The organism is Vibrio sp. QJM3NY_35 (assembly GCF_057785915.1).
The window spans coordinates 1,218,146-1,240,298 of sequence record NZ_CM173508.1 but is presented as its reverse complement, the minus strand read 5'-3'; the positions used below and the strand labels follow the sequence as shown (position 1 = coordinate 1,240,298).

Sequence of the window (22,153 nt, the reverse complement as noted above, 5' to 3'; positions counted from 1 at the left end):
TTGGACTTATAGTTTGGACGCTATAGCTTGGTCACTGTAAACTGATGAGCAAACTAAGCGCTCGTTGGAAATGCTTCCGCGTACGCTTCCATAAAGTCTTTACGAATATCTTGCTCTAAATGAATCGCTTTTTCGGTCGGACAGAAAATCATAAAGTGCACTTCTTGCTCACCTGTCGAACTGCTTGTGATATGGATGTGAGGCTCAGAACCCGGAAGGTCAACGCCAGCGTGCTTTTCGATCACACCGTTGTAACGGCGGGCAACATCGATAAACTCTTCACAGTGCTCTTCAATTTTCACAATAAGACCCGGCACCATAGGGTATAGGTTTACAAAGTCTTTTACCGTCACAAAAAAGTTATGATAAACATAACGCTTCATGAAGTTGAGGTTCTTAACCGGGTAAGTGAAGAACATGCTATTAGGCAGCGTGGCTGTCTTGCCAGTGAAGTGATATTGCCCATGATACAAATCGATTTCTTGAATCACAGTCGCCATCAAATTGTGCTCAATCACCTCACCGCTGATTTTACCCACTTCGATCCAGTCGCCGATTCTAAATGAACGAGAACTCGCACGTTGAATAGAACCGGTGAAACACAAAATAATCTCTTTAGATGCGACGACTATAGCAACAGCAATGGCCGTTACTGACAGCGCAAACTCGCTGATTTCGGATTTCCACAACACAAATAACGTTACAACAATAATCGCGAATGTGCCGTTTTTGGTTCGTGACATCCAGTTACGTTGGTCTTCGCTAAGGAAAGCAACATCACCTCTTATTTGAGATAAGGTGATTCGGCGAATGATTAATATAATAGTGATAATCAACGCACTAAAAATAAACTTATGAGCGAGTAGAAAATCAATTACTTGCCACAACTTTTCCATTACTTATTCCTTTAGCTTTATAACGACGAGCTTTACAACAATTAGCATTTTCACGATTAGCGGAGACTTCACTATGAAAAAGCGCTCAATTGTTGAGCGCTCCATTTCATTCTGGTATTAGCCAAGCTAAGGCTATCATTTTATCTTGGCAGAAGTAATAAATTGACCAAAAGTTTCACACCAAATCACAACCGTATTAAACCGATTAAGATCAGCACCTTCGGGAAGCTCAACCATAAAACGGTCGAATGTTTTTACATCTCCGACTCTCAGCAACTCATTCTTGCTGTCATTGAAAGCTTGCTCGGTTTCAAGGAACTTAGGTGAGAGATAGACCTTGTAATCAGGCCCCGGCGCCAATTCACCTTCAAAAGCGATCGCACTTTCAGATACTGAGACGATGCCTTCTCCCCAGTGCAAGAAGTCACTGTCTTGTCGATCTTTAGTGAACTCGCCCGTGTAGATAGCCTGCTCACTGATCGCTTCAACAGAACTTGAGGAAGGAGAATCAGGCTCAATCAAGATAGGTAATGCGTAAACACCCAGCCCAAAACCAAAAGCACCCACGGCTAAGTGGGTGCAAAGTAAAACTAACTTTTTCATCGCGTACTCCCTTATGCTTAAAGAGAGTATTATTGAATACTCTCAAAAATACAAAGAGATATAACGCTCTGATGTTCTATTTTTGGTAATAAGTCGCTGTACGTTGAGACAATTCGACAATCACTTTTACCGCTTGCTCCATGCCTTGAATGGTAATGAACTCATGAATACCGTGGAAGTTGTAGCCACCAGTAAAGATATTCGGACATGGTAGCCCCATGAAAGATAAACGAGCACCGTCTGTACCACCTCGGATAGGCTTGATCATTGGCTCAACATCGCACTCAATCATCGCTTGCTTCGCCAATTCAATAATATGTTGATGCGGTTCAACCATCTCTTTCATATTGAAGTAGCTATCAGTTAGCACCAGCTCAACATGGCCTTTCTCAAGGCGCTCATTCAGCTCGTCCACTTTCTGCTGCATGAATACCTTACGCGCTTCTACACCCTCACGTTCAAAATCACGGATGATGTATCCCAGTTCAGAGCGAGCCACACCCATTTCCGCCGATTTCAGGTGGTAGAAGCCTTCATAACCTTCTGTGCACTCGGGGGTTTCTTGTGCTGGCATCATCAATTGGAATTGCGCTGCAATGTTCATCGAGTTCACCATTTTACCTTTTGCGGTGCCCGGGTGAACGTTCACGCCATGACAGATAACATCGGCGCTCGTGGCATTGAAATTCTCAAATTCCAACTCCCCTACTGGGCCACCGTCGATGGTGTACGCCCACTCGGCGCCAAATTTTTCAACGTCAAACAGGTTCGCACCGCGACCAATCTCTTCATCCGGCGTGAAACCAATGCAGATGTCGCCGTGTTTGATATCTGGATTCGCTTTCAGGTAAGCAATCGCGCTGATGATTTCAGCGATACCTGCTTTGTTGTCGGCACCAAGCAAAGTTGTGCCGTCAGTCGTAATAAGGTCGTGACCATGTAAAGAATCAAGATCTGGGTATTGGCTTGGGTTCAAACTCTCGCCACTTTCCCCTAATTCAATCGTTCCACCTCGGTAATCTTTAATCACTTGTGGTTTCACGTTGGCGCCTGAGGCGTCAGGAGCTGTATCCATGTGCGCCACAAAGCCAATCGCAGGTACTGGATAATCGACATTCGACGGCAGTTTCGCCATCAAGTATCCATTGTCGTCTAAAGACACATCAACTAAGTCTAATGCCACCAATTCTAACTTTAAGGCTTCAGCAAAGGTAATTTGACCCGGTGAACTTGGGCATTGCTGATTAGAAGGATCGGATTTGGTATCAAAAGTAACGTAATTAAGAAAACGTTCTACAAGCTTTTCCATAATTCATCTCACCATGGATTAAGTAATTGATTTACTGACTTATATTTTTTCGATATACGATGCATCGTTAAATAAATACAAACACAGAGTCAGTAGCGAGGTTTTTCATCTTACGCCCCTGACCATGTATGTAATTGCTCTAAATCATTATTGTGCGAAATTAGATACGCTTCCTATACTTGAAAACAGAGGGTTTCGTCAGTTCAACATTGCATACGGATGATAAGAGATCGCTTTGTACGCATTCTACGCCCTCCGCTCTCAGCCTAACAAAAGTACAAAGTGGATGATGATCACAATTTATCCTTGATGCAGAATCTGTCATACGTTACACGGAGACACAGTTATGACGATTAATAAATATTTCATTTTCTCTCCTCAAGCCTCTGAGGAAACGCTTCAACCAGTACTAACTGAGAAAGAAGTTCAAAGGCAGGAAGCTCTAAGACAGGCGCAGATCCAGGGTGGATTAGACACAAACGCGACCTCGTAACTCAATGAATACCTAGCACTATTAAGACCCCTATAAAAAAGCTCTACGCTCTATCCTGTAGAGCTTTTTTTATTCTTGATCTGTTATCCTCTCCCCCGCCCCAACAAAAAGTTGATCATTAAACCTTCACTCATTACTTCTTGCTCTTTACTTCTCAATCACCATTTGGCTCATAATTTCTTGCGAATGTAATTTCACGCATTGCACACGCTAGCTTACGACGCTGAGAAATGACTCACTAAACTCCCCGATGCCATACCTTGTCGTGTCATTTTGTGCTAATAATTCATATTCGTTTTCATTCCTCACTCGCCCTCTTTTCAAAACTATAATGCGAGTACCAGAGAACCTAACCACAGGAACCCCGAATTCAATGGAATATTCAAAACTAGGAAGTAGTCAAATTCCCGTTTCCCGTATCTGCCTTGGTAGCATGACTTGGGGGCTACAAAATACGCAACAGCAAGCCGACCAACAGATCGAATACGCATTAAGCCAAGGTATTAACTTTATCGATACTGCAGAGATGTACGCGGTTCCACCTTCTCCAGATACCTACGGAAAAACAGAAGCGATCATTGGTAACTGGTTATCGCGTAACCCACAGCGTCGACAAGAGTTGATCATTGCGAGCAAAATTGCCGGGCCTGGGCTTCCTTGGGTTCGAGATGGTGGCCCGATAACGGGTGAAGCCGTGATCGCCGCGGTTGATGCGTCATTAAAACGCCTACAAACAGACTATATCGACCTTTACCAACTTCATTGGCCAAATCGCACAACGCCTCACTTTGGTAAGCATTTCCCGAATCACATTCGATTCAGTGATATTGACCGAAAACAACATGAAGCTGAGATGTTGGAAATCCTACAAGCACTGGCAAGCTGCATTAAGGCAGGTAAAATTCGCCATGTCGGGCTTTCAGATGATTCTACTTGGGGCATTAACACATACCTCAAGCTGAGTGAAAAACACGATTTGCCACGTATGGTTTCGATCCAGAATGAATTTAGCCTACTGCACGCAAAAGACTGGCCATACTTGATTGAAAACTGTGTGCATGAAGATGTCGCTTACCTGCCATGGTCGCCTTTAGCTGCAGGCATGTTGAGTGGAAAGTACATCGATGGCGCAAGACCGGAAGGCAGCCGTTGGACTTACATGCAACGTAAAGGCATCTTCCGTGACACTGAATCTGCCAACGAAGCGGTTAAAGGCTATGTTGAAGTGGCTAATGCTCACGGGTTCACTCCAAGCCAACTGGCATTGGCTTGGTGTAATCAAGTTGATGGGGTGACGTCCACCATCATCGGTGCAACGACCATGGAGCAATTAAAAGAGAACGTAGCCGCTTTTAGTAAACCGCTATCAGAAGAGATCCTGACTGATATCAACACAGTATTTAAACGCTATCCTGCTCCGTATTAGGCTGTCAGTTCAGCTTAACTTAGGTGAGTAAATCCCATAAGAGCGCGCTATTTAGTGCGCTTTTCTTTTTTAAGTGAGTTGCTTTTGCTTTTTATGTAGATCGCATTGAGTCATCACGCTTTTGGTTCGCTAACCTTTGCTCTATAATGCGCGGGCTTATATCTAGGATAAAAACATGATTTCAAAAAACCAATTAAAACTCCTTCGTGCTTTGGGCCAAAAGAAACAACGTAAAGCCCACGGCTTGTTTCTAGTTCAAGGTGAAAAGAACGTTCTTGAGCTATTCAATAGTGACTTAGTCGTGAAGAACGTCTTTGCTACTGCTGATTTCTTATCTGAAAATCACGCGTCACTGTTTGAGTTTGATTGTGTTGAAGCTTCACTGGATGACCTAACCAAAGCAAGTACTTTGGTCAGCAACAATGCAGCGATTGCTGTTGTTGAGATCCCAACATTTGAACTACCAAAAGCAACTGGGTTGATGATTGCACTGGATGGTGTTTCAGACCCGGGCAATCTAGGTACGATTATTCGTGTAGCAGACTGGTATGGCATTAAGCATATCGTTGCGAGCAGCGATTGTGCAGACCCATACAACCCTAAGACCATCAGTGCAACTATGGGTAGCTTTGGCCGAGTACACGTAAGTCAAACAGACTTACCGGCTTATTTAGAACAAGCGAACCTACCGGTTTACGGCGCGTTCTTAGAAGGCGAAAGTGTTCATAAGACAGAATTTACTGCCAATGGCATTTTGCTAATGGGCAGCGAGTCTCACGGCATTCGTGAACATGCGGCTAAATACGTAACTGATAAGATTACGATTCCAGCATTCGGTGGCGCAGAGTCTCTGAATGTAGCAATGGCGACAGGTATTATTCTCGACAATATGCGTCGTCAGCATAGTTAATCGATTCAAGAGTAAACTACTAAATAGAACTCGCGGATATGAAGAGCAAGATTCCCTATCTTGCTCGTCCCTCGCTGTAGGGAATGACGTAACTTAAAGATAGAGACAAAACCAACCTCCAGCTCTCACGGCACAAAGCATCAAGTAGATTTTGAAATATAACGTGGCAAGTAGGTCAATAATTAACTGAATCATCAGCCGTCATCCTCAAGAAGGAGGGACGACTGAGTTGGGGATCTTTTTTTGGGAAAGTTTATTTCAAGTAGCAGAATTACTTTTCTAGCATTGCCAACTTATCAGACACACCATTCCACTTTTCAGCTTCATCCATCGGTGCTTTTACTTCCGTTTGTACCGGCCAAATCTCGGCAAGCTCGGCATTCACTTCAATAAAGATCTTTTGATCTTCTGGCAGTTCATCTTCTTGGAAGATCGCTTGAGCATCACATTCAGGTACACATAAACCACAATCAATGCATTCGATTGGGTTGATTACCATGAAATTCGGGCCTTCATGGAACGCATCTGCGGGGCATACCGCCACACAGTCTGTGTATTTACATTGAATACAGTTATCGCCTACGACAAATGCCATGATGCTCTGCTCTATAAGTTAGTCAAAATTGAAGAATGGAGGATAATACTCATCCCAAGGCAAAATTCAACATCATACGACTCTAATATCGTGTCTATTTGCTTCATGTTTCCAAATTAGTATGACAGATAAATCAAATTCTCGTAAAATGCGCGCCATTGTGAGCTTATCGCTTCTTCCCAACATCAGTGTTACACCAAACTCTGCATTCACTAGAAGCGGTCTAGCTAAGACACCTATAAGAACGAGACATCGAAATGATACGTTTAACCGAAATTAAACTTCCACTAGACCACGAAGAGTCTGCCATTCAAGAAGCGATTGAAGCGAAGCTTGGCATCAACTCAGATCAGGTTATCTCTTTTAATATCTTTAAACGTGGCTACGATGCTCGTAAGAAATCAAAGATCCTGCTTATCTACACGCTTGACGTTCTCGTTGAAAACGAAGCTGAGCTACTAGAAGCCTTTATCAGCGACCCACACGTAAAAGTAACTCCTGACATGGAGTACAAGTTTGTCGCTAAAGCTGTTGAGAATCAAACTGAGCGCCCTGTTGTTATCGGCTTTGGCCCTTGTGGTCTATTCGCTGGTCTAGTGCTTGCTCAAATGGGTTTCAACCCAATCATCGTTGAGCGTGGTAAAGAAGTTCGTGAACGTACTAAAGATACTTTTGGTTTCTGGCGTAAGCGCACTTTGAACACGGAATCAAACGTACAGTTTGGTGAAGGTGGCGCTGGTACATTCTCTGACGGTAAGCTATACAGCCAAGTAAAAGATCCAAAACACTACGGCCGTAAAGTAATCGAAGAGTTCGTTGCAGCTGGTGCACCAGAAGAGATCCTATACGTAAGTAAGCCGCACATCGGTACCTTCAAACTGGTTACCATGATCGAAAAAATGCGTGCTTCTATCATCGAACTAGGTGGCGAAATCCGCTTCAGCACTCGTGTAGATGACCTTCACATGGAAGATGGCCAAATCACTGGTCTAACACTTTCTAACGGTGAAGAGATCAAATCTCGTCACGTTGTACTGGCTGTTGGTCACAGTGCTCGTGATACATTTGAAATGCTGCATGACCGTGGTGTTTACATGGAAGCGAAACCTTTCTCTGTGGGTTTCCGTATAGAACACAAGCAATCAATGATTGATGAAGCTCGTTTCGGCAAGAACGCAGGTAACCCAATTCTAGGTGCGGCGGACTACAAGCTGGTTCACCACTGTAAGAATGGCCGCACTGTATACAGCTTCTGTATGTGCCCAGGTGGCACTGTGGTTGCTGCGACGTCTGAAGAAGGCCGCGTAGTAACAAACGGCATGAGCCAATATTCTCGTGCAGAACGTAACGCAAACAGCGCCATCGTTGTTGGTATCGACCCAGAACGCGATTACCCAGGCGATGCACTAGCGGGTATCCGTTTACAGCGTGAACTAGAAAGCGGCGCTTATGTTCTTGGTGGCGAAAACTACGATGCACCCGCACAGAAAATCGGTGACTTCCTGAAAGGTCGCGATCCAAGTGCAATCGGTGAAGTACAACCGTCTTTCACACCGGGTATCCACCTAACAGACATTTCAAAAGCGCTGCCTGATTTTGCTATCGAAGCGATTCGTGAAGCAATCCCAGCGTTCGAGAAGAAGATCAAAGGCTTCTCTACGCCAGACGGCCTACTAACAGGTGTTGAGACTCGTACGTCTTCTCCTGTATGCATCAAGCGTGGTAAAGACTACCAAAGCATCAACCTTAAGGGCTTCTTCCCTGCAGGTGAAGGCGCAGGCTACGCAGGCGGTATCCTGTCTGCTGGTATCGACGGCATTAAGGCCGCAGAAGCGCTAGCACTATCAATGGTAGAGCAGAACCAAGCTGAGAAGATTGAGATCGCTTAAGCGCTTTCGATAAAGTAAAGCTAGATAGCGAACAACCAAAACTAAAAATCCAGTGTCTTGTCGACACTGGATTTTTTTATGTGCATGTGACTAGCGGTATACAAGCAACATGGTAGAATGCCGCCATTAATCTTATCCTTGTATAAGATTGTTAAACCTTTCCATCGCTATTTAGCCAAATCATACCGAGAAACTTATGCCATTTTCCAAGCTTGGATTAAGCTCACCTATTGTTAAAGCCGTTGCAAAACAAGGCTATGAAAAGCCAACCTCTATTCAAGAAAAAGCAATTCCGATTGTACTTTCTGGTAAGAACCTTATTGCGGCAGCACAAACAGGTACAGGTAAAACTGCGAGCTTTGTTCTCCCTATCTTAGAAATGCTAAGCAAAGGTGAAACGCAGCGTAAAAAACGTATCCGCGCAGTTATCCTGACGCCAACGCGTGAGCTAGCGGTTCAGGTTGAACAGAACATCACTAAGTACGCTAAGTTCCTAAACCTAACATCACTAGCGATGTACGGTGGCGTATCTTACCAACACCAGAAAGACCGCTTGATTGAAGGTGTCGACATTCTTGTGGCAACACCAGGTCGTTTGATCGACATGTATGGTCAACGTGCTGTTCACTTTGATGAAGTGGAAGTACTGGTTCTTGATGAAGCTGACCGCATGCTAGACATGGGTTTCATTGAAGACATCAACAAGATCATCGCACGTCTACCACAAGACATCCAAAACCTACTGTTCTCGGCAACGCTTTCAACGCCAGTGCGTGCGCTAGCGAAAAGTGCAATCAGTGAAGCGGAAGAGATTTCGATTGCCAAGACTGATGCGTCTAAAGCGAACATTGAGCAATGGTTGGTAACGGTAGATAAAGACCGTAAGTCAGCACTATTGAGCCACATGATTACCGAAGGTAACTGGGATCAAGCGCTTATCTTTATCGAAACCAAGCACGGCGCGGCTAAGCTGGTTGCTCAACTTGAGAAACGTGGTATTCAAGCGGAAGCTTTCCACAGTGGACGCAGCCAAGCGATTCGTGAAAAAATCTTGGCTGACTTCAAGAAAGGTCGCCTAAAATACTTAGTCGCGACGGGTGTTGCTGCTCGTGGTATCGATATCGACAACCTAAGCCGCGTAGTGAACTACGACATGCCTTTCCCAGCAGATGATTATGTTCACCGTATTGGTCGTACCGGCCGTGCTGATGCGTCTGGCGAAGCGATATCTTTCCTATCGAAAGATAACTTCAAAAACCTGTGCATTATTGAAAAGCGTCTGGGTCACTTGATTGAACGTCGCGTTGTTGAAGGTTTCGAACCACGCAAAGAAGTGCCAATCTCAGTATTGAACTTCGTTCCTAAGAAGAAAAGAGAACAGCAACAAGACTAAGTAATTTCAGCGACAGAAAATGCAAAGTTGCATTAACCAAAAGAAAAGTCGCGTTAGCCAAAATGAAAATAAAACGAAGCCCTATGTGGCTTCGTTTTGTTCTTTGAAATACATATAACGCTGAGGCAATAAGATGATCACTCCTATCGCAACGAGATTAACCCGCGGGCAAGACCTAAAGCTTGAGATCCAAAGGTTAGTGACCACACACAACATCTCGGCAGGCTCTATCGCGTCTTGTGTCGGTTGTGTCTCTCAGCTCAATATTCGTCTAGCTAATGCGAACAACACCAAGCTCGTCCAAGCTCCGTTCGAAATAGTCTCGGTGATGGCAACGCTAACCCCAAACCACCAGCATGTTCATATATCCGTTGCTGATGAAAATGGCAATGTGATTGGTGGGCATTTGCTTGAAGGGACGATTATCGCAACCACGGCTGAACTGATCGTTCACCGCTACGATGCTTTGACCTTCAACAGAGAGCATGACGATTCAACGGGGTACACTGAGCTTGTTATCGGCACTAGCAAATAACTGATTTACCCATAGCAACACCAAACGCCCCATATAAAGCGATACTCCCAAACAGCAATTAGGAAACACGATGGCTTCAAACTCCGCAGATTCCGTTATCGTTCTCGATTTCGAAACCACAGGCTTATCACCCAATATGGGCGATCGAGCGATTGAGATCGGTGCGGTAAAACTCGTTAACGGCGAAGTCGTCGACACCTTCCAACAACTCATGAACCCAGGGTTTCGTGTGAGTGGCTTCATTGAAAGCTACACCGGCATTACTAACCGAATGCTAAGTACCGCGGCCAGTTGCAGTGAAGTGATGGATGAGTTTGCAGGCTTTATTCAAGACTGTCAGCTTGTGGCTCATAATGCCTCGTTTGATAAACGCTTTCTCGACGCAGAATTAGACAATATTGGGCGTGATTACAATGGACAGTTTGCATGCTCAATGTTGATTGCTCGTCGGCTAATCCAAGACGCTCCGACCCATAAGTTGGGCGACCTAGTTCGATTCAAGCAAATAGATAACGACGGCACTTTCCACAGAGCATTAGCCGATTCAGAAATGACAGCAAGGTTGTGGTTATTAATGATCGATGAGCTGCAGAGTGACCACGGTATTCAACAGCCGAGCTTCCAATTGATGCAGAAAATATCGAAGACAGCCAAAGGTTCGATTCCAAAACTACTGATGAGCAACAGGGGGTAGGTTCCGAAGTTCACCTTAAAGTGGGATGAAAGGCTAGCTCGACAATAACCGCTAGCCTTTAAAAGGGACGCTCTACTCTTGCAATGACTTTAACATTCCTTTGAGGCTTTCTAATTCATTCATAAAATACGCCCACTGCTTGTTACTGCTGGTCGCGGCGATATCTACTAAAAACTTGGCTGATGTTTCCATATTTTGGTTGAGTTGTGACTCAAGTTCATCAGGATAATAAGCTTCATTGTTTAAAAGCAATTTCATGATAATCGGCTGAGCAATATGCAGGTCGCTCTTCTTTGCCATCAGCGTCGTTAGCTCTTGATAGGTGTTGTTTTGATATTGTCGCCAGCTGTTATTGGTGTTTACCCACTCTTGAGACCAAGCCAGAATAATCTGTTTTTGTTCTTTAGACACCGAACCTAACCACCGCTCTGCCCGCTCTTCTATTCTAGTTCTGTATCGCTCTCTCGAATCTTCATCGTTCAACGACAACCTTTCTTCATAATAGTCTTGCTGCTTTTCACGAAAGTTTTTTAAAAATCCTCTGTCTTGCTCAGGGCTAAGCTGCATACTCAAGGCGTAAATATCTGGAGCGAACTTATTAACGATTGAGCGAATATGCTCTTTAGTTTCTTCACTTTGACCCACAATAAAAGCGGGATTCATATCCGACCGATCTACGTTCTGAATCGCTTCTAATTGCGAGATATACAGAGGTAGCTGAGTTTCTTTGTGCCATTGCTGTAATAAGTCGAGGCGCTCTTCGAGCTCTGATTCTTGACTGTTGGATAGAGAAACAAAGTCTTCAATATAGCTAACCGCAAACCAGCTTATATTGTTGTAGGCAAGTTTAGTCCCGCAACCAGCGAATAAAAAACAGACTAATAAGACTAACCATCGACACTTTCTCATTCTACCCTCTCACGACATTCAACAAAGCCACAAACCGATTAACTCATCACTTTAAGGTTAGCCCAGTTCTTATAACGCTAATTCTAGCTCATATAAAAGTAGCCTTAATAAACAGTGGTCGTAAAAACTTTGAGATAAATTGAGAGCCAGACTTGCTAATCTAGCTATTTAGGCAAATGATTAAACTAAAAATAATTAACAGCAGTGATGTAACTTGATTTTTATTACTCATTTGACGTAATACGACCCTTTAAAAGAGTTAGGGTAACGTATTTTCAAATGATTGATATTTGGGAGGGAAGCTATGGCCGCTATTCCTGATCATACAAGCGATTTAGAATATAAGCTTTGTTATTTTGACGATGGATCAATAACCACAATCACGATATTCGTTCACAATCGACAGGAAGCGATGACTTGGTATCTTAGCGAAGGAAAACATATCAACGATCTTTATTCGATAAGACCCGATGAATAATGCTTTGGTATAGAGAACTAGGTCGATAAACCTAAGAGAAGAAACTTGAGTGGCATTTTGTGGAACACCCTTTACTGCAATGCCATTAATTAACAATGTCATTAATTATGACATATCGCAGCAAAGGGGTTCAGTCTCGAATTACTTCAGGATTCGGGCGCGGAATTGACGCCCCTTCATTTTACCTGATTCGATTTTGTTCAGTGCTTTCTTAGCCACAGATCTTTCTACTGCTACGTAAGCACGCATTGCGAACAGATTGATCTTACCTACTGATTTACCATCAATGCCGCCTTGGCCCGTCAGTGCGCCAAGAATATCACCAGCACGAAGCTTAGCTTTCTTACCGCCATCAATTTGGATGGTAACCATGTTTGAGTAGTACGGCTTAGCAATTGGTTTTGCTGGCAGTTCAGATGGCTCGATTGGCATGTCCATGTACTCATCGATTTGAGCAACACGGTACATCTCTTTTTCGCTAAAGAAGCTGATCGCTACGCCTTTGCTTCCTGCACGGCCAGTACGACCAATGCGGTGAACGTGAACTTCAGGGTCGCGAGACAATTCAAAGTTGAACACAGCATCTAGGTTATCAACATCAAGACCGCGAGCCGCAACGTCTGTCGCCACTAGAATCGAGATGGTTTTGTTTGAGAACTGAACCAAAGCTTGGTCACGTTCACGCTGTTCCATGTCACCATGAAGTTCGATAACACTGAAACCGCGATGGCTTAGCTCATCGTTTACGTTCTGCACTTCTTTCTTAGTGTTACAGAACACAACCGCAGATTCCGGTTGGTGATGAAGTAACAGCAACTCTAGAGCATCATCACGAGCTTCAGAACCTTCTAACTTGTAGAAGTGTTGTTGGATGCTTGAGTGATCGTGTGTTGATTCAACCTTCACCATTTCTGGATTGCGCATGATGCGGTCTGCAACAGATTTGATCTGTTTAGGGAAAGTCGCACTGAATAGCAGAGTTTGGCGTTCTTTTGGCGCCGCTTCAATCACAGCATCCAAAGCGTCTTGGAAGCCCATTTCTAGCATGCGATCAGCTTCATCTAACACAAGTGTGTTCAGCTCAGACAGATCAATACGGCCTTTCTCTAGGTGGTCAAGGATACGACCAGGTGTGCCCACAAGAATGTGTGCGCCATGCTCTAGTGAACCAATCTGTGGGCCCATTGGCATACCGCCACATAGTGTCAGCACTTTAATGTTGTGAATACCACGAGCAAGAGTACGAATCTCTTTTGCTACTTGGTCTGCAAGCTCACGAGTCGGACATAACACTAAAGACTGAACACGGAAACGCTTAACGCGTAGGTTCTGCAGCACGCCTAAACCGAAAGCAGCTGTTTTACCTGAACCCGTTTTACCCTGACCGATAACGTCCTTGCCATTTAGGATAGTAGGAAGACTTAACGCTTGGATCGGCGTCATTTCAGTATAACCAAGAGAATCTAACGTGTTTAGAAGCTCTGGTTTAAGGGCGATTGAAGAGAATTTTGAAGTGCTCAATGGAAATATCCAACTGGTGAAAAACAGAGTGCATTATGAGTGTTTTTGAAAATTATTCCACCTTAATCACAGTTTTGGAGAAACATGGTAGGCGAACACAAAAAAGCCAGCTTACTTAGCTGGCTTTGACTTCTATACGAATTGCTTTCTATGGCACACCGTGACCTTTAGATGCAACCCATACTCGATACCACTGTTCGCGCGTCAGCTCGATTTTTAGTGCATCAACCGCAGTCTTCACACGCTCAATCTTACCTGAACCAATAATCGCAATTGGATTAGACGGTAAACGACAAACCCAAGCATAAATCACTTGGTCAATGCTGTCTGCACCCACTTCTTGACGAATCGCTTCTAGCTCATCACGAACGCGAACCGCTTGCGCTGAATCGCCACTAAAGATGCTACCACCACCGAGACAAGACCACGCCATCGGGCGAATGCGGTTCATCTGCAGTTGATCTAGCGTGCCATCATGAGCCACTTCGAAGTTCAATGGGTTGATTTCAACTTGGTTGGTCACTAATGGCTTACCAAGGCGAGATTGAAGCAGTTCGAACTGACGCGGTGAAAAGTTAGAAACACCGAAGTGCTTAACTTTACCTACTTTGTGTAGCTCTGCGAACGCTTCTGCTACTTCATCTGCATCCATCAATACGTCTGGGCGGTGAATCAACAATACGTCGATATCGTTAACACCTAAACGCTCTAGCGAGTTATTTACTGATTGGTAAATATGCTGAGCGCTGGTGTCATAGTGATTGATCTTACGATCAGGAGTGTGGTCACCACATAGGTTGATATCGCACTTGGTGACGATTTGAATATCATCACGAAGGCTTGGTTCAAGCGCTAACGCCTCACCAAACAACTTTTCACATTGGTAGTTACCGTAAATATCCGCGTGATCGACAGTTGTGATGCCAAGATCAATATGTTGCTTCAGGAAAGTCAGACGTTGTTGCGGGGTCATGCCCCACTCTGCTGTACGCCAGTATCCTTGCACCAGCTCAGAAAGTTCTGGGCCTTGTGGCGCTATCGTTACTTTTGCAACCATGGGTTGTCTCCTTTATCAATACTGAACGTATCCTAAGCTCGTTTTACCGAAGGCTCAACGTATAAAAAATGGCAAACGCAAACGCTTACTAAAAATGTGAGAGCCGCAGAAAAACGAACACTTAAATGAATTATAACTTGCCGTCTGCCCGCGAGCCGTTCTCCTGAAAGGCTTGTTTAGCCTAATAAATAACGAAACTATCTATAAATTTGAGCAATTAAAAGCGATTAAGTTCAACCGTTAAGTTGTCACCATCACTATGTAACTTAATCCAAAGAGAGGAAGATCCAGGAGAAGACAAGTTAGGAACATTCCATACACTCATTTGCTCTGATGAACCGTGTGGCGCGTTGATAAATTCGACCAGCTGTTTATCCACCTTATCGAAACCAACACCTTCATTTCGAGCTTGTTCGAGTTGAGCAGTAACATCGAATTCATCTTCACCAATACGAATTGAACTGAGAGCAAAGCCATCTTGGCGAAGGTATGCCTGAAGCTTTGTGTAACTTAGGTCCGAATATGGCAGGTTTAAGCGAACCGTTTCGACACTTGAGTCCCCCAACTCCAGTTCAACATACACATCCAGGTCGTAATATTGGGTTAAGTCACTGCACAACAGAGTACCTTCGATCTCACCACAATCCATCAACTCGATATCATTAATATAGTTTTGAGAATTCGGCAGACTTGGGCTGCTGTTAAATACTGTTCTTAGCCACCAGCTTTCGGTTGCTTGCGCTGAAAATGAAATAGCATTGAGGGACAGCATTAGAGGCAAGATTAGAACTTGAAAGATTTTCATCGACTGGGCTTATTTAGCGCTATATGAAGTGTCCATTATACGTGACCAATCGACAAACAACTGCTCGAGTCGCAAATTTTAGGCTAAAAAAAACGGGCATACATGCCCGCTAGATAATTTCATCACCGAATAACGTAATCCGTCACGTTGAGAACCATTACGAAAGAGAGAATATCACTCTCCCACAAAAGTTACAACATGGCATACCCATTACTTGTAGCCACCTTCAATAGCAGGCTCTTCAAGCGACAATCTCACTTTGTTACGTTGAATAGCTTCTGGCGGCAAGCTGATGAAGCCGTATTGGTTCAAAACGCCTTGATGATCTTGTGACAAGGTAAGCCCAACAAAGAACTTCTCTTGTTCCGTAAAGCCTTTGCGATGCGCTGGAATATTCAAGTACATGTAATAAACCGTTGCTAACGGGTAACGACCAGAGAGGATCGTTTCTTTGTTTAGATCGTAGTTCACACCTAGGTTATCAACCACGCTCAACCATTTCACGTCTGAGATTTGGTCTGAGTAGACGGTGTACCCAATGGCGGCATCTTCGTCTTCAATCTTATTAATCAGATCAGGTAAATCCGCTAAGAACTGAGTATGGGCATATTCTCCTTCTGTTCCACATTCGACCCAACTTGAAAAGGTAGTATGGCCTTTCAGGTTGTGATCAATGGCAAAGGGCAACATATGAGTATCTAGGCTTTCACCGTTACGAATATCACTACTTGCTGACCATTTTGGATGTTTAGGATCGTTAGAACAACCAAACACATCAATTAATTCGGCGACAGTGATTGATGTTGCTGGGTTATTTTCATTGGCTAGAATCGCTATGACATCGGCAGTGAACATCAACTCTGTTGGCCTATAACCGTAACGCATATCAAACCTTGCCATCTCTTTGTCAGTCCACTTTTTGGAAGTGATACCAACACGCGAGCGTTGCATGATCATCTGCTCTGGGACGCTGTCACTCAACAAGATTTCTAAGTCGATCTCTTGGCTCTTAAGCAGGTCTTCAACAAGCCCCTGCATATTCGGCTCAATCGCGACCAAACCTATGTCAGTGGCGTCATTTGCAAACGTCGATACAGAGAACAACGCAGGTACAGAAGCAAGCAGCAAGCCCGATTTATTAGATAGACATTTCATTACTGGCCTCCTACTGGATCAATCGACGTTTTAGACTCAACATCGCTATTACTATCGAGCTGCATTTCTGAAGTGAAGATGTTCCAAGATGGATTCACTTCCATGCTTTCCGTTTTTAATACTGCAATCGTTCTGCGCTTACGCTTGTGAAGATGCTGAGTTAAGCTGGTTATCTGAGTAAACTCTTGTTCGAAGATTCGCTCACCATCGATGCCTCTGTCGATCAATGCATCTCGAATCACGCCAGTTCTTTTCTTCGCTAATGCCTTGTTATACGCGTTTGTACCTTCAGCACTGGTATCACCGACCAAGGTAACCGAAGCATCAGGCTGCTCTCCTAGTAAACGCACCAACTCATTTAATACAGCGGTATGATCAGGTTTAAGGTCATACTTATCAAAATCAAATGCCACACTTAATACTTCAACGTCTTCGACAATTTTCCAATTGGCGCAGCCTTTAATGTCTACCGTCACACCTTCTGGCGTATCAGCACAAAGATCGCGCTGGTTAATCACTCCGTCACGGTCATCATCCGCTAGATCATCAATTTGATGGCGAGTCATTGTCGTGTCGGGTGTTTCTGCACAACCCATTAGCAAGACAGAACTAAGTAGCGCTAGTTTAAAATATCTCATTACTTATTTTCCCCTTGCCACTCTTCTGGATGTTCAATCCTCAACGCATACGTCAACATACCCATCGCATTTAACACTCGATAAGCCGCTAACGTTTGATCATATTCAGTGCTGATGAAGTTTCTTCGAGCCAAGAACACTTCAACTTTTGCATCAAGTACATCAAGAAGGCTTCGTCTGCCAACATTGAATTGCTGGATATAGCCAAGCTCTGCAATTTTCGCTGCATCAACGTTCTGTTGAAGTAAGGATTTTTGCTGCTCAAGCATTTTGTAAGCGTTCCAAGCCAATTGTGTACCCTCTCGAACCTCACGCTCTGTTCGTAATCGGATCGCCCTTGCCTCTTCCACTCGCCAAGCTGACGATTCAACCCTAGAGTCGGTAGAGAAGCCATTAAACAGGTCATAATCCATCGTCAACATCAGTCGAGCGTCTTCATCGACACCGCCTGGAGGGTTAGATACGTTGTCATTCTTGTTGGCATGAAGCTCGAGCTTTAGCTCTGGGTAGTAATCCCCTTTCTCGCGGCGCATCTCTTTACGAGCCGCATCGATATCGAGTAAAGAGGCTTTGATTTCCGGGTGATTCTCGACAGCTTGTTCAAGTGCGACCTGAGCTGAACTTGGTAACAAGGCGTAATCAAAACGTGGATAAACCAAGTTCACCGCAGGTTTGCCAACCAAGCGTAGATACTGAGTTTGCAAATCAAACAGGTTGTTCTGAGCGGCGATAAGTGAAGACTGCGCGGTCGCGACACGGGCGGAGATCTGAGCCAGATCCGAGTTACTACTCAAGCCTTTGCTCTTTTTATCTTGGATATCTTGGTAGATCTCTTGGTGCTCTTTTACGTTCCGCTTAGACAATTCAAGTAGCGTCTCTGCTTTGAGGATATCGAGGTAATTTCTCACCACATCTAACGATACGTTTTCAGCTCGCGAAATCAGAGTTAGACGCTCAGCTTCCGCTTCGAACGTCAGTCGATCGACATTCGACGTGGTTTTAAAACCATCAAATAGTAACTGGGATACTTTAAAGCCAATTTCCGTTCTCGTTAAGCCTCGATCATCGGTATCAAGTTTGCTACCACTGTTGTAGCGCGTTTCTTCATAACCTGCTGCCGCGTACAAGTTCACTTGCGGCATATACAAACCACTCGCCGCGTCTCCGTCTCTGACCACCGATTGGTATCGGGAGTATTGCGCCAATATCTCTGGGCTATAGTCGATGGCAAAGGCCACGGACTCTTCTAATGAAGCTGCTTGAGACAGCCCACTCATTAGCAAGCAAGAAGAGAGTAAGAATTTTGAATGCATTACACTTCCTTTTATATTTATGCTTTAACCCACTTCATCGTTCGCGAAGTGAGTTTTCCTTAGCTCGTAAAATAGGTTTTAACCAATAACTCAATACTGTTTTCTCTCCGGTCAATATATCAACCGCGACTTGCATCCCTGGAATAATGCTAAAGGCAGAGTTTTGTTGCTGGTCTTCGTTTAACTGAATATGGGCACGATAATAGGCGTTTCCGTCTTCCGTTTGTAAGGCGTCGGCACTCACGTAAATCACCTCGCCTTTAAGTCCGCCATAAATGACGAAATCATAGGCCGTGAATTTAACTGTCGCACCCAGCCCATTATGAACAAACGCGATATCTTGCGGAGAGATTCTCGCTTCAACAATCAGGTCACTGTTTGATGGGATGATCTCAATGATCGGCTCGCCGGGACGAACTACACCACCAATGGTACGCACAAAGATCTCTTTGACTGTGCCATCAACGGGCGCAACGATTTCGGTACGCTTGAGTTGGTCGGCAATCGCCTGTTGGCTTTCGTTCAGCTGCGCTATCTTGCTCGCCACTTCATTCAACTGACCTTGCACTTTGGTACGAAAATCTAAGGCAATGCTTCGATGATCCGCTATCGACTCTGAGTAGGCAGCTATCTGCTTCTGCGCTGCTACTTTTGAGCTAGCAATATCACCTTTGAGTTTGACTACATCACGGTTTAGTTTAAGTAGCTCAACTTCCGCAACAGCACCGCTCGCTACCACGTCTTTCAACATGTTGCGCTCGCGAATCACAATTTCGAGGCTGCTTTCGAGAGTCTGGATATTATTGAGCGTATCGACACGAGCTTGGTCTTGTTGCTCGATACGAAGTGCCGCCTCTTCCAGTTCAGACTTCAACTGTCCTAAACGCTCTCGGTAGTTCGCCTTGGCATTCATTAACGCAGGGTGGCTTGATACATCAACCGCAATATCTTGAGGCACCAAGACCACTCGCTCATACCACTCTTTCGCATCGTTATTTAAAACGACCGTCGACAGCTCAGCCTTTAATCTTAATTGCTGAGCCAGTAACGTATCCGCTTGTTGAGCCGACTCTAGAAACGCCGCCTTAAAACGTGTGTCTTCTAACTTAGCTAGAGGTTGCCCCTTCACTACAGATTGACCTTGTCGCACCATGATCTCTTGAACTAGACCACCTTCTAAGCTCTGAATGGTTTGTACAGAAAGGCTAGGAACGACTTTGCCCTCGCCGATCACGACTTCTTCCAATGTTGCCCATGACGCCCAACCGATGATAGACACAATCAATAACGCACTTAGCCAGATCAGCTTGCGAGAACGAAATGCCAAGTGGTTGTTGGTCCATTGAATATCATTACTCATGACGGCCTCCCTTCACCACTGAAACCGTCTTAAACCGACTCGCCCCTTTGGGTGCACTTTTCTTCTGTAGAGAGAGAATGTCTTTTGGCTCACCCTCTGCCACGATCTGACCTTTATCTAATACAACCACACGATCACACATCATCAAGAAGGAAGATTTGTGCGAGCTGATCAGCATCGAGGTTTCTCTTGGCATACTTTGCAACGCATTGAAGAACTGTATCTCGGCTTGATTATCAAGTGCGCTGGTTGGCTCATCCATGATCAGTAATTTTGGACAGCGATAAAGCGCCCTGGCGATAGCAACAGCTTGTCGTTGTCCTCCTGAAAGCAATCTACCACCTTCACCGACAGGCGTTTCTAAGCCATTGTTTAAGCGCCCCATGTAACCGTTAAGGCCAGACTGTTGCAGCGCTAGTCTTAGCTTTTCTTCATCAACGTTGGTCGCACCCAGTGTGACGTTGTCGTAAACACTGCCAAAGATAAGATTGGTGGTTTGCCCCACCCAACCCATACCACTGCGCAAGACACTGGTTGGCCATAACTGCCCATCAATCTCTTGATAGAAAGCTTGTCCTGTTGTTGGCAAATACTGGCGTGCAACAATCGATAAAAGTGTGGTTTTTCCTGCGCCTGCCGCACCAACAAGGCCAACTCGCTCACCCGGTTTTATTTCAAAAGAGATTTCCTTTAGCGCTGGGCTTTGAGTCTCTGGATAAGTAAACGTAACTTCATCCAGCCTAACCCCGCCGTCAAAGTCACCCTTATCAATCACTTGATGCTTGGACTCTTCTTGCGGTAAGTCCATGATCTGATTTAGGCCTTCAACGGCTGAGCGTGTTTGTTGAAACCTCAGCAATAGAAGAGAAAGTTGGTTCACCGAGCTTGCAGCACGTCCACTCAACATCACCACAGCTATCAAACCACCCATACTCAGCAAGCCTTCAGAGATCTGATACACGCCGAAGATGATGAGAGTAATGGTGACGATCTGCTGACTCGACTGAATGGAATGTGTCACGATATTAGAGTAGTGGCGAGATTGAGTCTGCCATTGAGAGAGCGATGAAATAGTCTGTTCCCAACGCTTCTGGGTAATACCTTCAGCATTGTTTTGCTTGATATCCGGAAGAGTTGTTAAGCAATCAAACAGCTGTGCTTGTCTTTGTGTCGAGAGGCGTGCGGTTTCATCGAATGTTTTCTCGACCTTGCCTTTCATCGCGATGCTCAGCACAATCAAAACAAACATAATTGCAACAGGAATGAACATCATTGCGCCACCGAGCCAGCCGATAAGCAGTAGGAATAACAAAGTGAATGGCAGGTCGACTAAAGTGACTAACGAGATAGAAGTGAAGAAATCTTTTACGCTATCGAAATCTTGAAGCTGTCTGGCAAACGCGCCTACCGATTGAGGTCGATTTTCGAGCTTCATACCCAGGACTTTCGAGAACAGTTGAGAAGACAACTTGTTATCAATATAGCGCCCAGCCATGTCGGTCACAGAGCTTCGTGAGCTTCTCAACACCCAATCAAAAATAACGACAATACCAACGCCTGCCGCCAACACCCAAAGCGTGTTAAACGCTTGGTTTGGCACCACACGATCGTACACATTCATGGTAAAAAGAGGCACGACTAGCGCGAGCAAGTTGATCAAGAATGAAGCGATAAACAGGTCTCGATACCAAGGTCTCACTTCTTTGACGACACGCCATAACCAACGGGTGTTGGACTTATTCTCGCTACGTTCATGGGATTGAACACGCGCATCATCAAGCGCTTGAGCACCCACTTGCCACACATACGATTCCACTTGAGCAACCAAGTCTTTTAACGATGTTTCTTGGCTTGAGTTGTTTTCACAATCCAATACTTGAAAGTCGCCACCGGAGCCTTGAGTGACGACAACGGGAGTCCCTGTCGCGGAATTAACAGCAACAACGGGGAACTGACATTGAGTCAGTAATTCTTTTTTAACGTGGCTCAAAGTTAACCCCGATTTCTCAATCGCTCTTGGGAAAAGGGATTCATTGAGCCTTCCTTCATTTAAAGGTAGGCCAGACACTATTTTGGAAGGATGGCTGCGAACATTAAAATGCTCACATAACCATTCAACACAACCTAGCCAGCTGTCTTTTTGTTCTACCAATCTAAACTTCCCTTTTATAGAC

The 22,153-nt window shown here is 44.7% G+C and carries 21 protein-coding genes; 8 read left to right on the top strand and 13 right to left on the bottom strand.

The genetic code is table 11. The features are described 5' to 3' along the window. Positions 1 to 53 precede the first annotated feature (53 nt). The 3 genes from AC3CH3_RS20895 to pepT all read right to left on the bottom strand — a co-directional run bounded on the left by AC3CH3_RS20895 (position 54) and on the right by pepT (position 2,808). On the bottom strand, positions 54 to 896 hold the full coding sequence (locus tag AC3CH3_RS20895) for a mechanosensitive ion channel family protein (RefSeq protein WP_048606011.1): 843 nt from the start codon (positions 894 to 896) through the stop codon (positions 54 to 56). A 135-nt stretch (positions 897 to 1,031) separates the two neighbouring features. After that, a complete protein-coding gene (locus tag AC3CH3_RS20890) occupies positions 1,032 to 1,499 on the bottom strand; it encodes a DM13 domain-containing protein (protein WP_488538306.1) in 468 nt (155 codons plus the stop codon). Between the two features lie 76 nt (positions 1,500 to 1,575). Then, positions 1,576 to 2,808 (bottom strand): peptidase T, encoded by a 1,233-nt coding sequence (gene pepT / locus AC3CH3_RS20885; protein WP_019825091.1) that lies wholly within the window; start codon positions 2,806 to 2,808, stop codon positions 1,576 to 1,578. Between the two features lie 346 nt (positions 2,809 to 3,154). Here pepT and AC3CH3_RS20880 point away from each other — a divergent pair, with 346 nt between their 5' ends. The 3 genes from AC3CH3_RS20880 (at position 3,155) to AC3CH3_RS20870 (ending at position 5,637) form a co-directional block, all read left to right on the top strand. After that, complete coding sequence (locus AC3CH3_RS20880) at positions 3,155 to 3,301, top strand: hypothetical protein (RefSeq protein ID WP_017068404.1); 147 nt, start codon at positions 3,155 to 3,157, stop codon at positions 3,299 to 3,301. A gap of 373 nt (positions 3,302 to 3,674) precedes the next feature. After that, positions 3,675 to 4,727: an aldo/keto reductase gene (locus tag AC3CH3_RS20875; protein WP_032545660.1), complete on the top strand. Its 1,053-nt coding sequence runs from the start codon at positions 3,675 to 3,677 to the stop codon at positions 4,725 to 4,727. A 175-nt stretch (positions 4,728 to 4,902) separates the two neighbouring features. Continuing rightward, complete coding sequence (locus AC3CH3_RS20870) at positions 4,903 to 5,637, top strand: RNA methyltransferase (RefSeq protein ID WP_017092892.1); 735 nt, start codon at positions 4,903 to 4,905, stop codon at positions 5,635 to 5,637. 271 nt (positions 5,638 to 5,908) lie between these two features. Here AC3CH3_RS20870 and fdxA read toward each other — a convergent pair whose 3' ends face one another. Continuing rightward, positions 5,909 to 6,232 (bottom strand): ferredoxin FdxA, encoded by a 324-nt coding sequence (gene fdxA / locus AC3CH3_RS20865; RefSeq protein ID WP_004731764.1) that lies wholly within the window; start codon positions 6,230 to 6,232, stop codon positions 5,909 to 5,911. Between the two features lie 257 nt (positions 6,233 to 6,489). On the opposite strand from fdxA, the gene AC3CH3_RS20860 reads away from it, so the two are divergent. The 4 genes from AC3CH3_RS20860 (at position 6,490) to AC3CH3_RS20845 (ending at position 10,743) form a co-directional block, all read left to right on the top strand. Beyond that, positions 6,490 to 8,121 (top strand): NAD(P)/FAD-dependent oxidoreductase, encoded by a 1,632-nt coding sequence (locus AC3CH3_RS20860; RefSeq protein WP_488538305.1) that lies wholly within the window; start codon positions 6,490 to 6,492, stop codon positions 8,119 to 8,121. Between the two features lie 196 nt (positions 8,122 to 8,317). After that, positions 8,318 to 9,514 (top strand): DEAD/DEAH box helicase, encoded by a 1,197-nt coding sequence (locus AC3CH3_RS20855; RefSeq protein ID WP_017064352.1) that lies wholly within the window; start codon positions 8,318 to 8,320, stop codon positions 9,512 to 9,514. A 133-nt stretch (positions 9,515 to 9,647) separates the two neighbouring features. After that, a complete protein-coding gene (locus AC3CH3_RS20850) occupies positions 9,648 to 10,049 on the top strand; it encodes a PPC domain-containing DNA-binding protein (protein ID WP_333912255.1) in 402 nt (133 codons plus the stop codon). A gap of 70 nt (positions 10,050 to 10,119) precedes the next feature. Next, entirely contained in the window at positions 10,120 to 10,743 is a 624-nt protein-coding gene (locus AC3CH3_RS20845; protein WP_488538304.1) for a 3'-5' exonuclease, read from the top strand. Positions 10,744 to 10,815: 72 nt separating this feature from the next. Here the strand turns inward: AC3CH3_RS20845 and AC3CH3_RS20840 are convergent, their stop codons facing one another. Next, entirely contained in the window at positions 10,816 to 11,652 is an 837-nt protein-coding gene (locus AC3CH3_RS20840; protein ID WP_488538303.1) for a DUF6279 family lipoprotein, read from the bottom strand. 304 nt (positions 11,653 to 11,956) lie between these two features. On the opposite strand from AC3CH3_RS20840, the gene AC3CH3_RS20835 reads away from it, so the two are divergent. Beyond that, positions 11,957 to 12,130, top strand: a complete 174-nt coding sequence (locus AC3CH3_RS20835) for a hypothetical protein (protein ID WP_029405638.1) — start codon at positions 11,957 to 11,959, stop codon at positions 12,128 to 12,130. Between the two features lie 141 nt (positions 12,131 to 12,271). Here AC3CH3_RS20835 and dbpA read toward each other — a convergent pair whose 3' ends face one another. The 8 genes from dbpA to AC3CH3_RS20795 form a co-directional block, all read right to left on the bottom strand. Continuing rightward, complete coding sequence (gene dbpA, locus AC3CH3_RS20830) at positions 12,272 to 13,651, bottom strand: ATP-dependent RNA helicase DbpA (RefSeq protein WP_017064348.1); 1,380 nt, start codon at positions 13,649 to 13,651, stop codon at positions 12,272 to 12,274. 148 nt (positions 13,652 to 13,799) lie between these two features. After that, complete coding sequence (locus tag AC3CH3_RS20825; protein ID WP_488538302.1) at positions 13,800 to 14,708, bottom strand: aldo/keto reductase; 909 nt, start codon at positions 14,706 to 14,708, stop codon at positions 13,800 to 13,802. 217 nt (positions 14,709 to 14,925) lie between these two features. Continuing rightward, on the bottom strand, positions 14,926 to 15,513 hold the full coding sequence (locus tag AC3CH3_RS20820; protein WP_052878714.1) for a hypothetical protein: 588 nt from the start codon (positions 15,511 to 15,513) through the stop codon (positions 14,926 to 14,928). A gap of 210 nt (positions 15,514 to 15,723) precedes the next feature. Next, a complete protein-coding gene (locus AC3CH3_RS20815; RefSeq protein ID WP_019825068.1) occupies positions 15,724 to 16,668 on the bottom strand; it encodes a PstS family phosphate ABC transporter substrate-binding protein in 945 nt (314 codons plus the stop codon). Next, the gene (locus tag AC3CH3_RS20810) at positions 16,668 to 17,306 is read right to left on the bottom strand and encodes an OmpA family protein (RefSeq protein WP_488538301.1); all 639 of its coding nucleotides are present in this window, start codon (positions 17,304 to 17,306) and stop codon (positions 16,668 to 16,670) included. Before AC3CH3_RS20810 ends, AC3CH3_RS20815 begins: the two co-directional genes overlap by 1 nt. Beyond that, a complete protein-coding gene (locus AC3CH3_RS20805) occupies positions 17,306 to 18,619 on the bottom strand; it encodes a TolC family outer membrane protein (RefSeq protein ID WP_019825064.1) in 1,314 nt (437 codons plus the stop codon). Before AC3CH3_RS20805 ends, AC3CH3_RS20810 begins: the two co-directional genes overlap by 1 nt. Positions 18,620 to 18,653: 34 nt before the next feature. Next, positions 18,654 to 19,979: an HlyD family type I secretion periplasmic adaptor subunit gene (locus AC3CH3_RS20800; RefSeq protein ID WP_488538300.1), complete on the bottom strand. Its 1,326-nt coding sequence runs from the start codon at positions 19,977 to 19,979 to the stop codon at positions 18,654 to 18,656. Continuing rightward, positions 19,972 to 22,131 (bottom strand): type I secretion system permease/ATPase, encoded by a 2,160-nt coding sequence (locus AC3CH3_RS20795; protein ID WP_488538299.1) that lies wholly within the window; start codon positions 22,129 to 22,131, stop codon positions 19,972 to 19,974. The genes AC3CH3_RS20800 and AC3CH3_RS20795 overlap by 8 nt, the downstream gene beginning before the upstream one ends. Positions 22,132 to 22,153 lie beyond the last annotated feature (22 nt).

Excerpts from the sequence above, each read along its gene's own strand:
- AC3CH3_RS20840 (WP_488538303.1), bottom strand. The coding sequence starts at position 11,652 with ATGAGAAAGTGTCGATGGTTAGTCTTATTAGTCTGTTTTTTATTCGCT.
- AC3CH3_RS20810 (WP_488538301.1), bottom strand. The coding sequence starts at position 17,306 with ATGAGATATTTTAAACTAGCGCTACTTAGTTCTGTCTTGCTAATGGGT.
- AC3CH3_RS20880 (WP_017068404.1), top strand. The coding sequence starts at position 3,155 with ATGACGATTAATAAATATTTCATTTTCTCTCCTCAAGCCTCTGAGGAA.
- AC3CH3_RS20860 (WP_488538305.1), top strand. The coding sequence starts at position 6,490 with ATGATACGTTTAACCGAAATTAAACTTCCACTAGACCACGAAGAGTCT.
- AC3CH3_RS20895 (WP_048606011.1), bottom strand. The coding sequence starts at position 896 with ATGGAAAAGTTGTGGCAAGTAATTGATTTTCTACTCGCTCATAAGTTT.
- AC3CH3_RS20850 (WP_333912255.1), top strand. The coding sequence starts at position 9,648 with ATGATCACTCCTATCGCAACGAGATTAACCCGCGGGCAAGACCTAAAG.
- AC3CH3_RS20820 (WP_052878714.1), bottom strand. The coding sequence starts at position 15,513 with ATGAAAATCTTTCAAGTTCTAATCTTGCCTCTAATGCTGTCCCTCAAT.
- AC3CH3_RS20805 (WP_019825064.1), bottom strand. The coding sequence starts at position 18,619 with ATGCATTCAAAATTCTTACTCTCTTCTTGCTTGCTAATGAGTGGGCTG.
- fdxA (WP_004731764.1), bottom strand. The coding sequence starts at position 6,232 with ATGGCATTTGTCGTAGGCGATAACTGTATTCAATGTAAATACACAGAC.
- AC3CH3_RS20800 (WP_488538300.1), bottom strand. The coding sequence starts at position 19,979 with ATGAGTAATGATATTCAATGGACCAACAACCACTTGGCATTTCGTTCT.
- AC3CH3_RS20890 (WP_488538306.1), bottom strand. The coding sequence starts at position 1,499 with ATGAAAAAGTTAGTTTTACTTTGCACCCACTTAGCCGTGGGTGCTTTT.
- AC3CH3_RS20815 (WP_019825068.1), bottom strand. The coding sequence starts at position 16,668 with ATGAAATGTCTATCTAATAAATCGGGCTTGCTGCTTGCTTCTGTACCT.
- AC3CH3_RS20825 (WP_488538302.1), bottom strand. The coding sequence starts at position 14,708 with ATGGTTGCAAAAGTAACGATAGCGCCACAAGGCCCAGAACTTTCTGAG.
- AC3CH3_RS20875 (WP_032545660.1), top strand. The coding sequence starts at position 3,675 with ATGGAATATTCAAAACTAGGAAGTAGTCAAATTCCCGTTTCCCGTATC.
- AC3CH3_RS20845 (WP_488538304.1), top strand. The coding sequence starts at position 10,120 with ATGGCTTCAAACTCCGCAGATTCCGTTATCGTTCTCGATTTCGAAACC.
- AC3CH3_RS20835 (WP_029405638.1), top strand. The coding sequence starts at position 11,957 with ATGGCCGCTATTCCTGATCATACAAGCGATTTAGAATATAAGCTTTGT.
- AC3CH3_RS20855 (WP_017064352.1), top strand. The coding sequence starts at position 8,318 with ATGCCATTTTCCAAGCTTGGATTAAGCTCACCTATTGTTAAAGCCGTT.
- pepT (WP_019825091.1), bottom strand. The coding sequence starts at position 2,808 with ATGGAAAAGCTTGTAGAACGTTTTCTTAATTACGTTACTTTTGATACC.
- AC3CH3_RS20870 (WP_017092892.1), top strand. The coding sequence starts at position 4,903 with ATGATTTCAAAAAACCAATTAAAACTCCTTCGTGCTTTGGGCCAAAAG.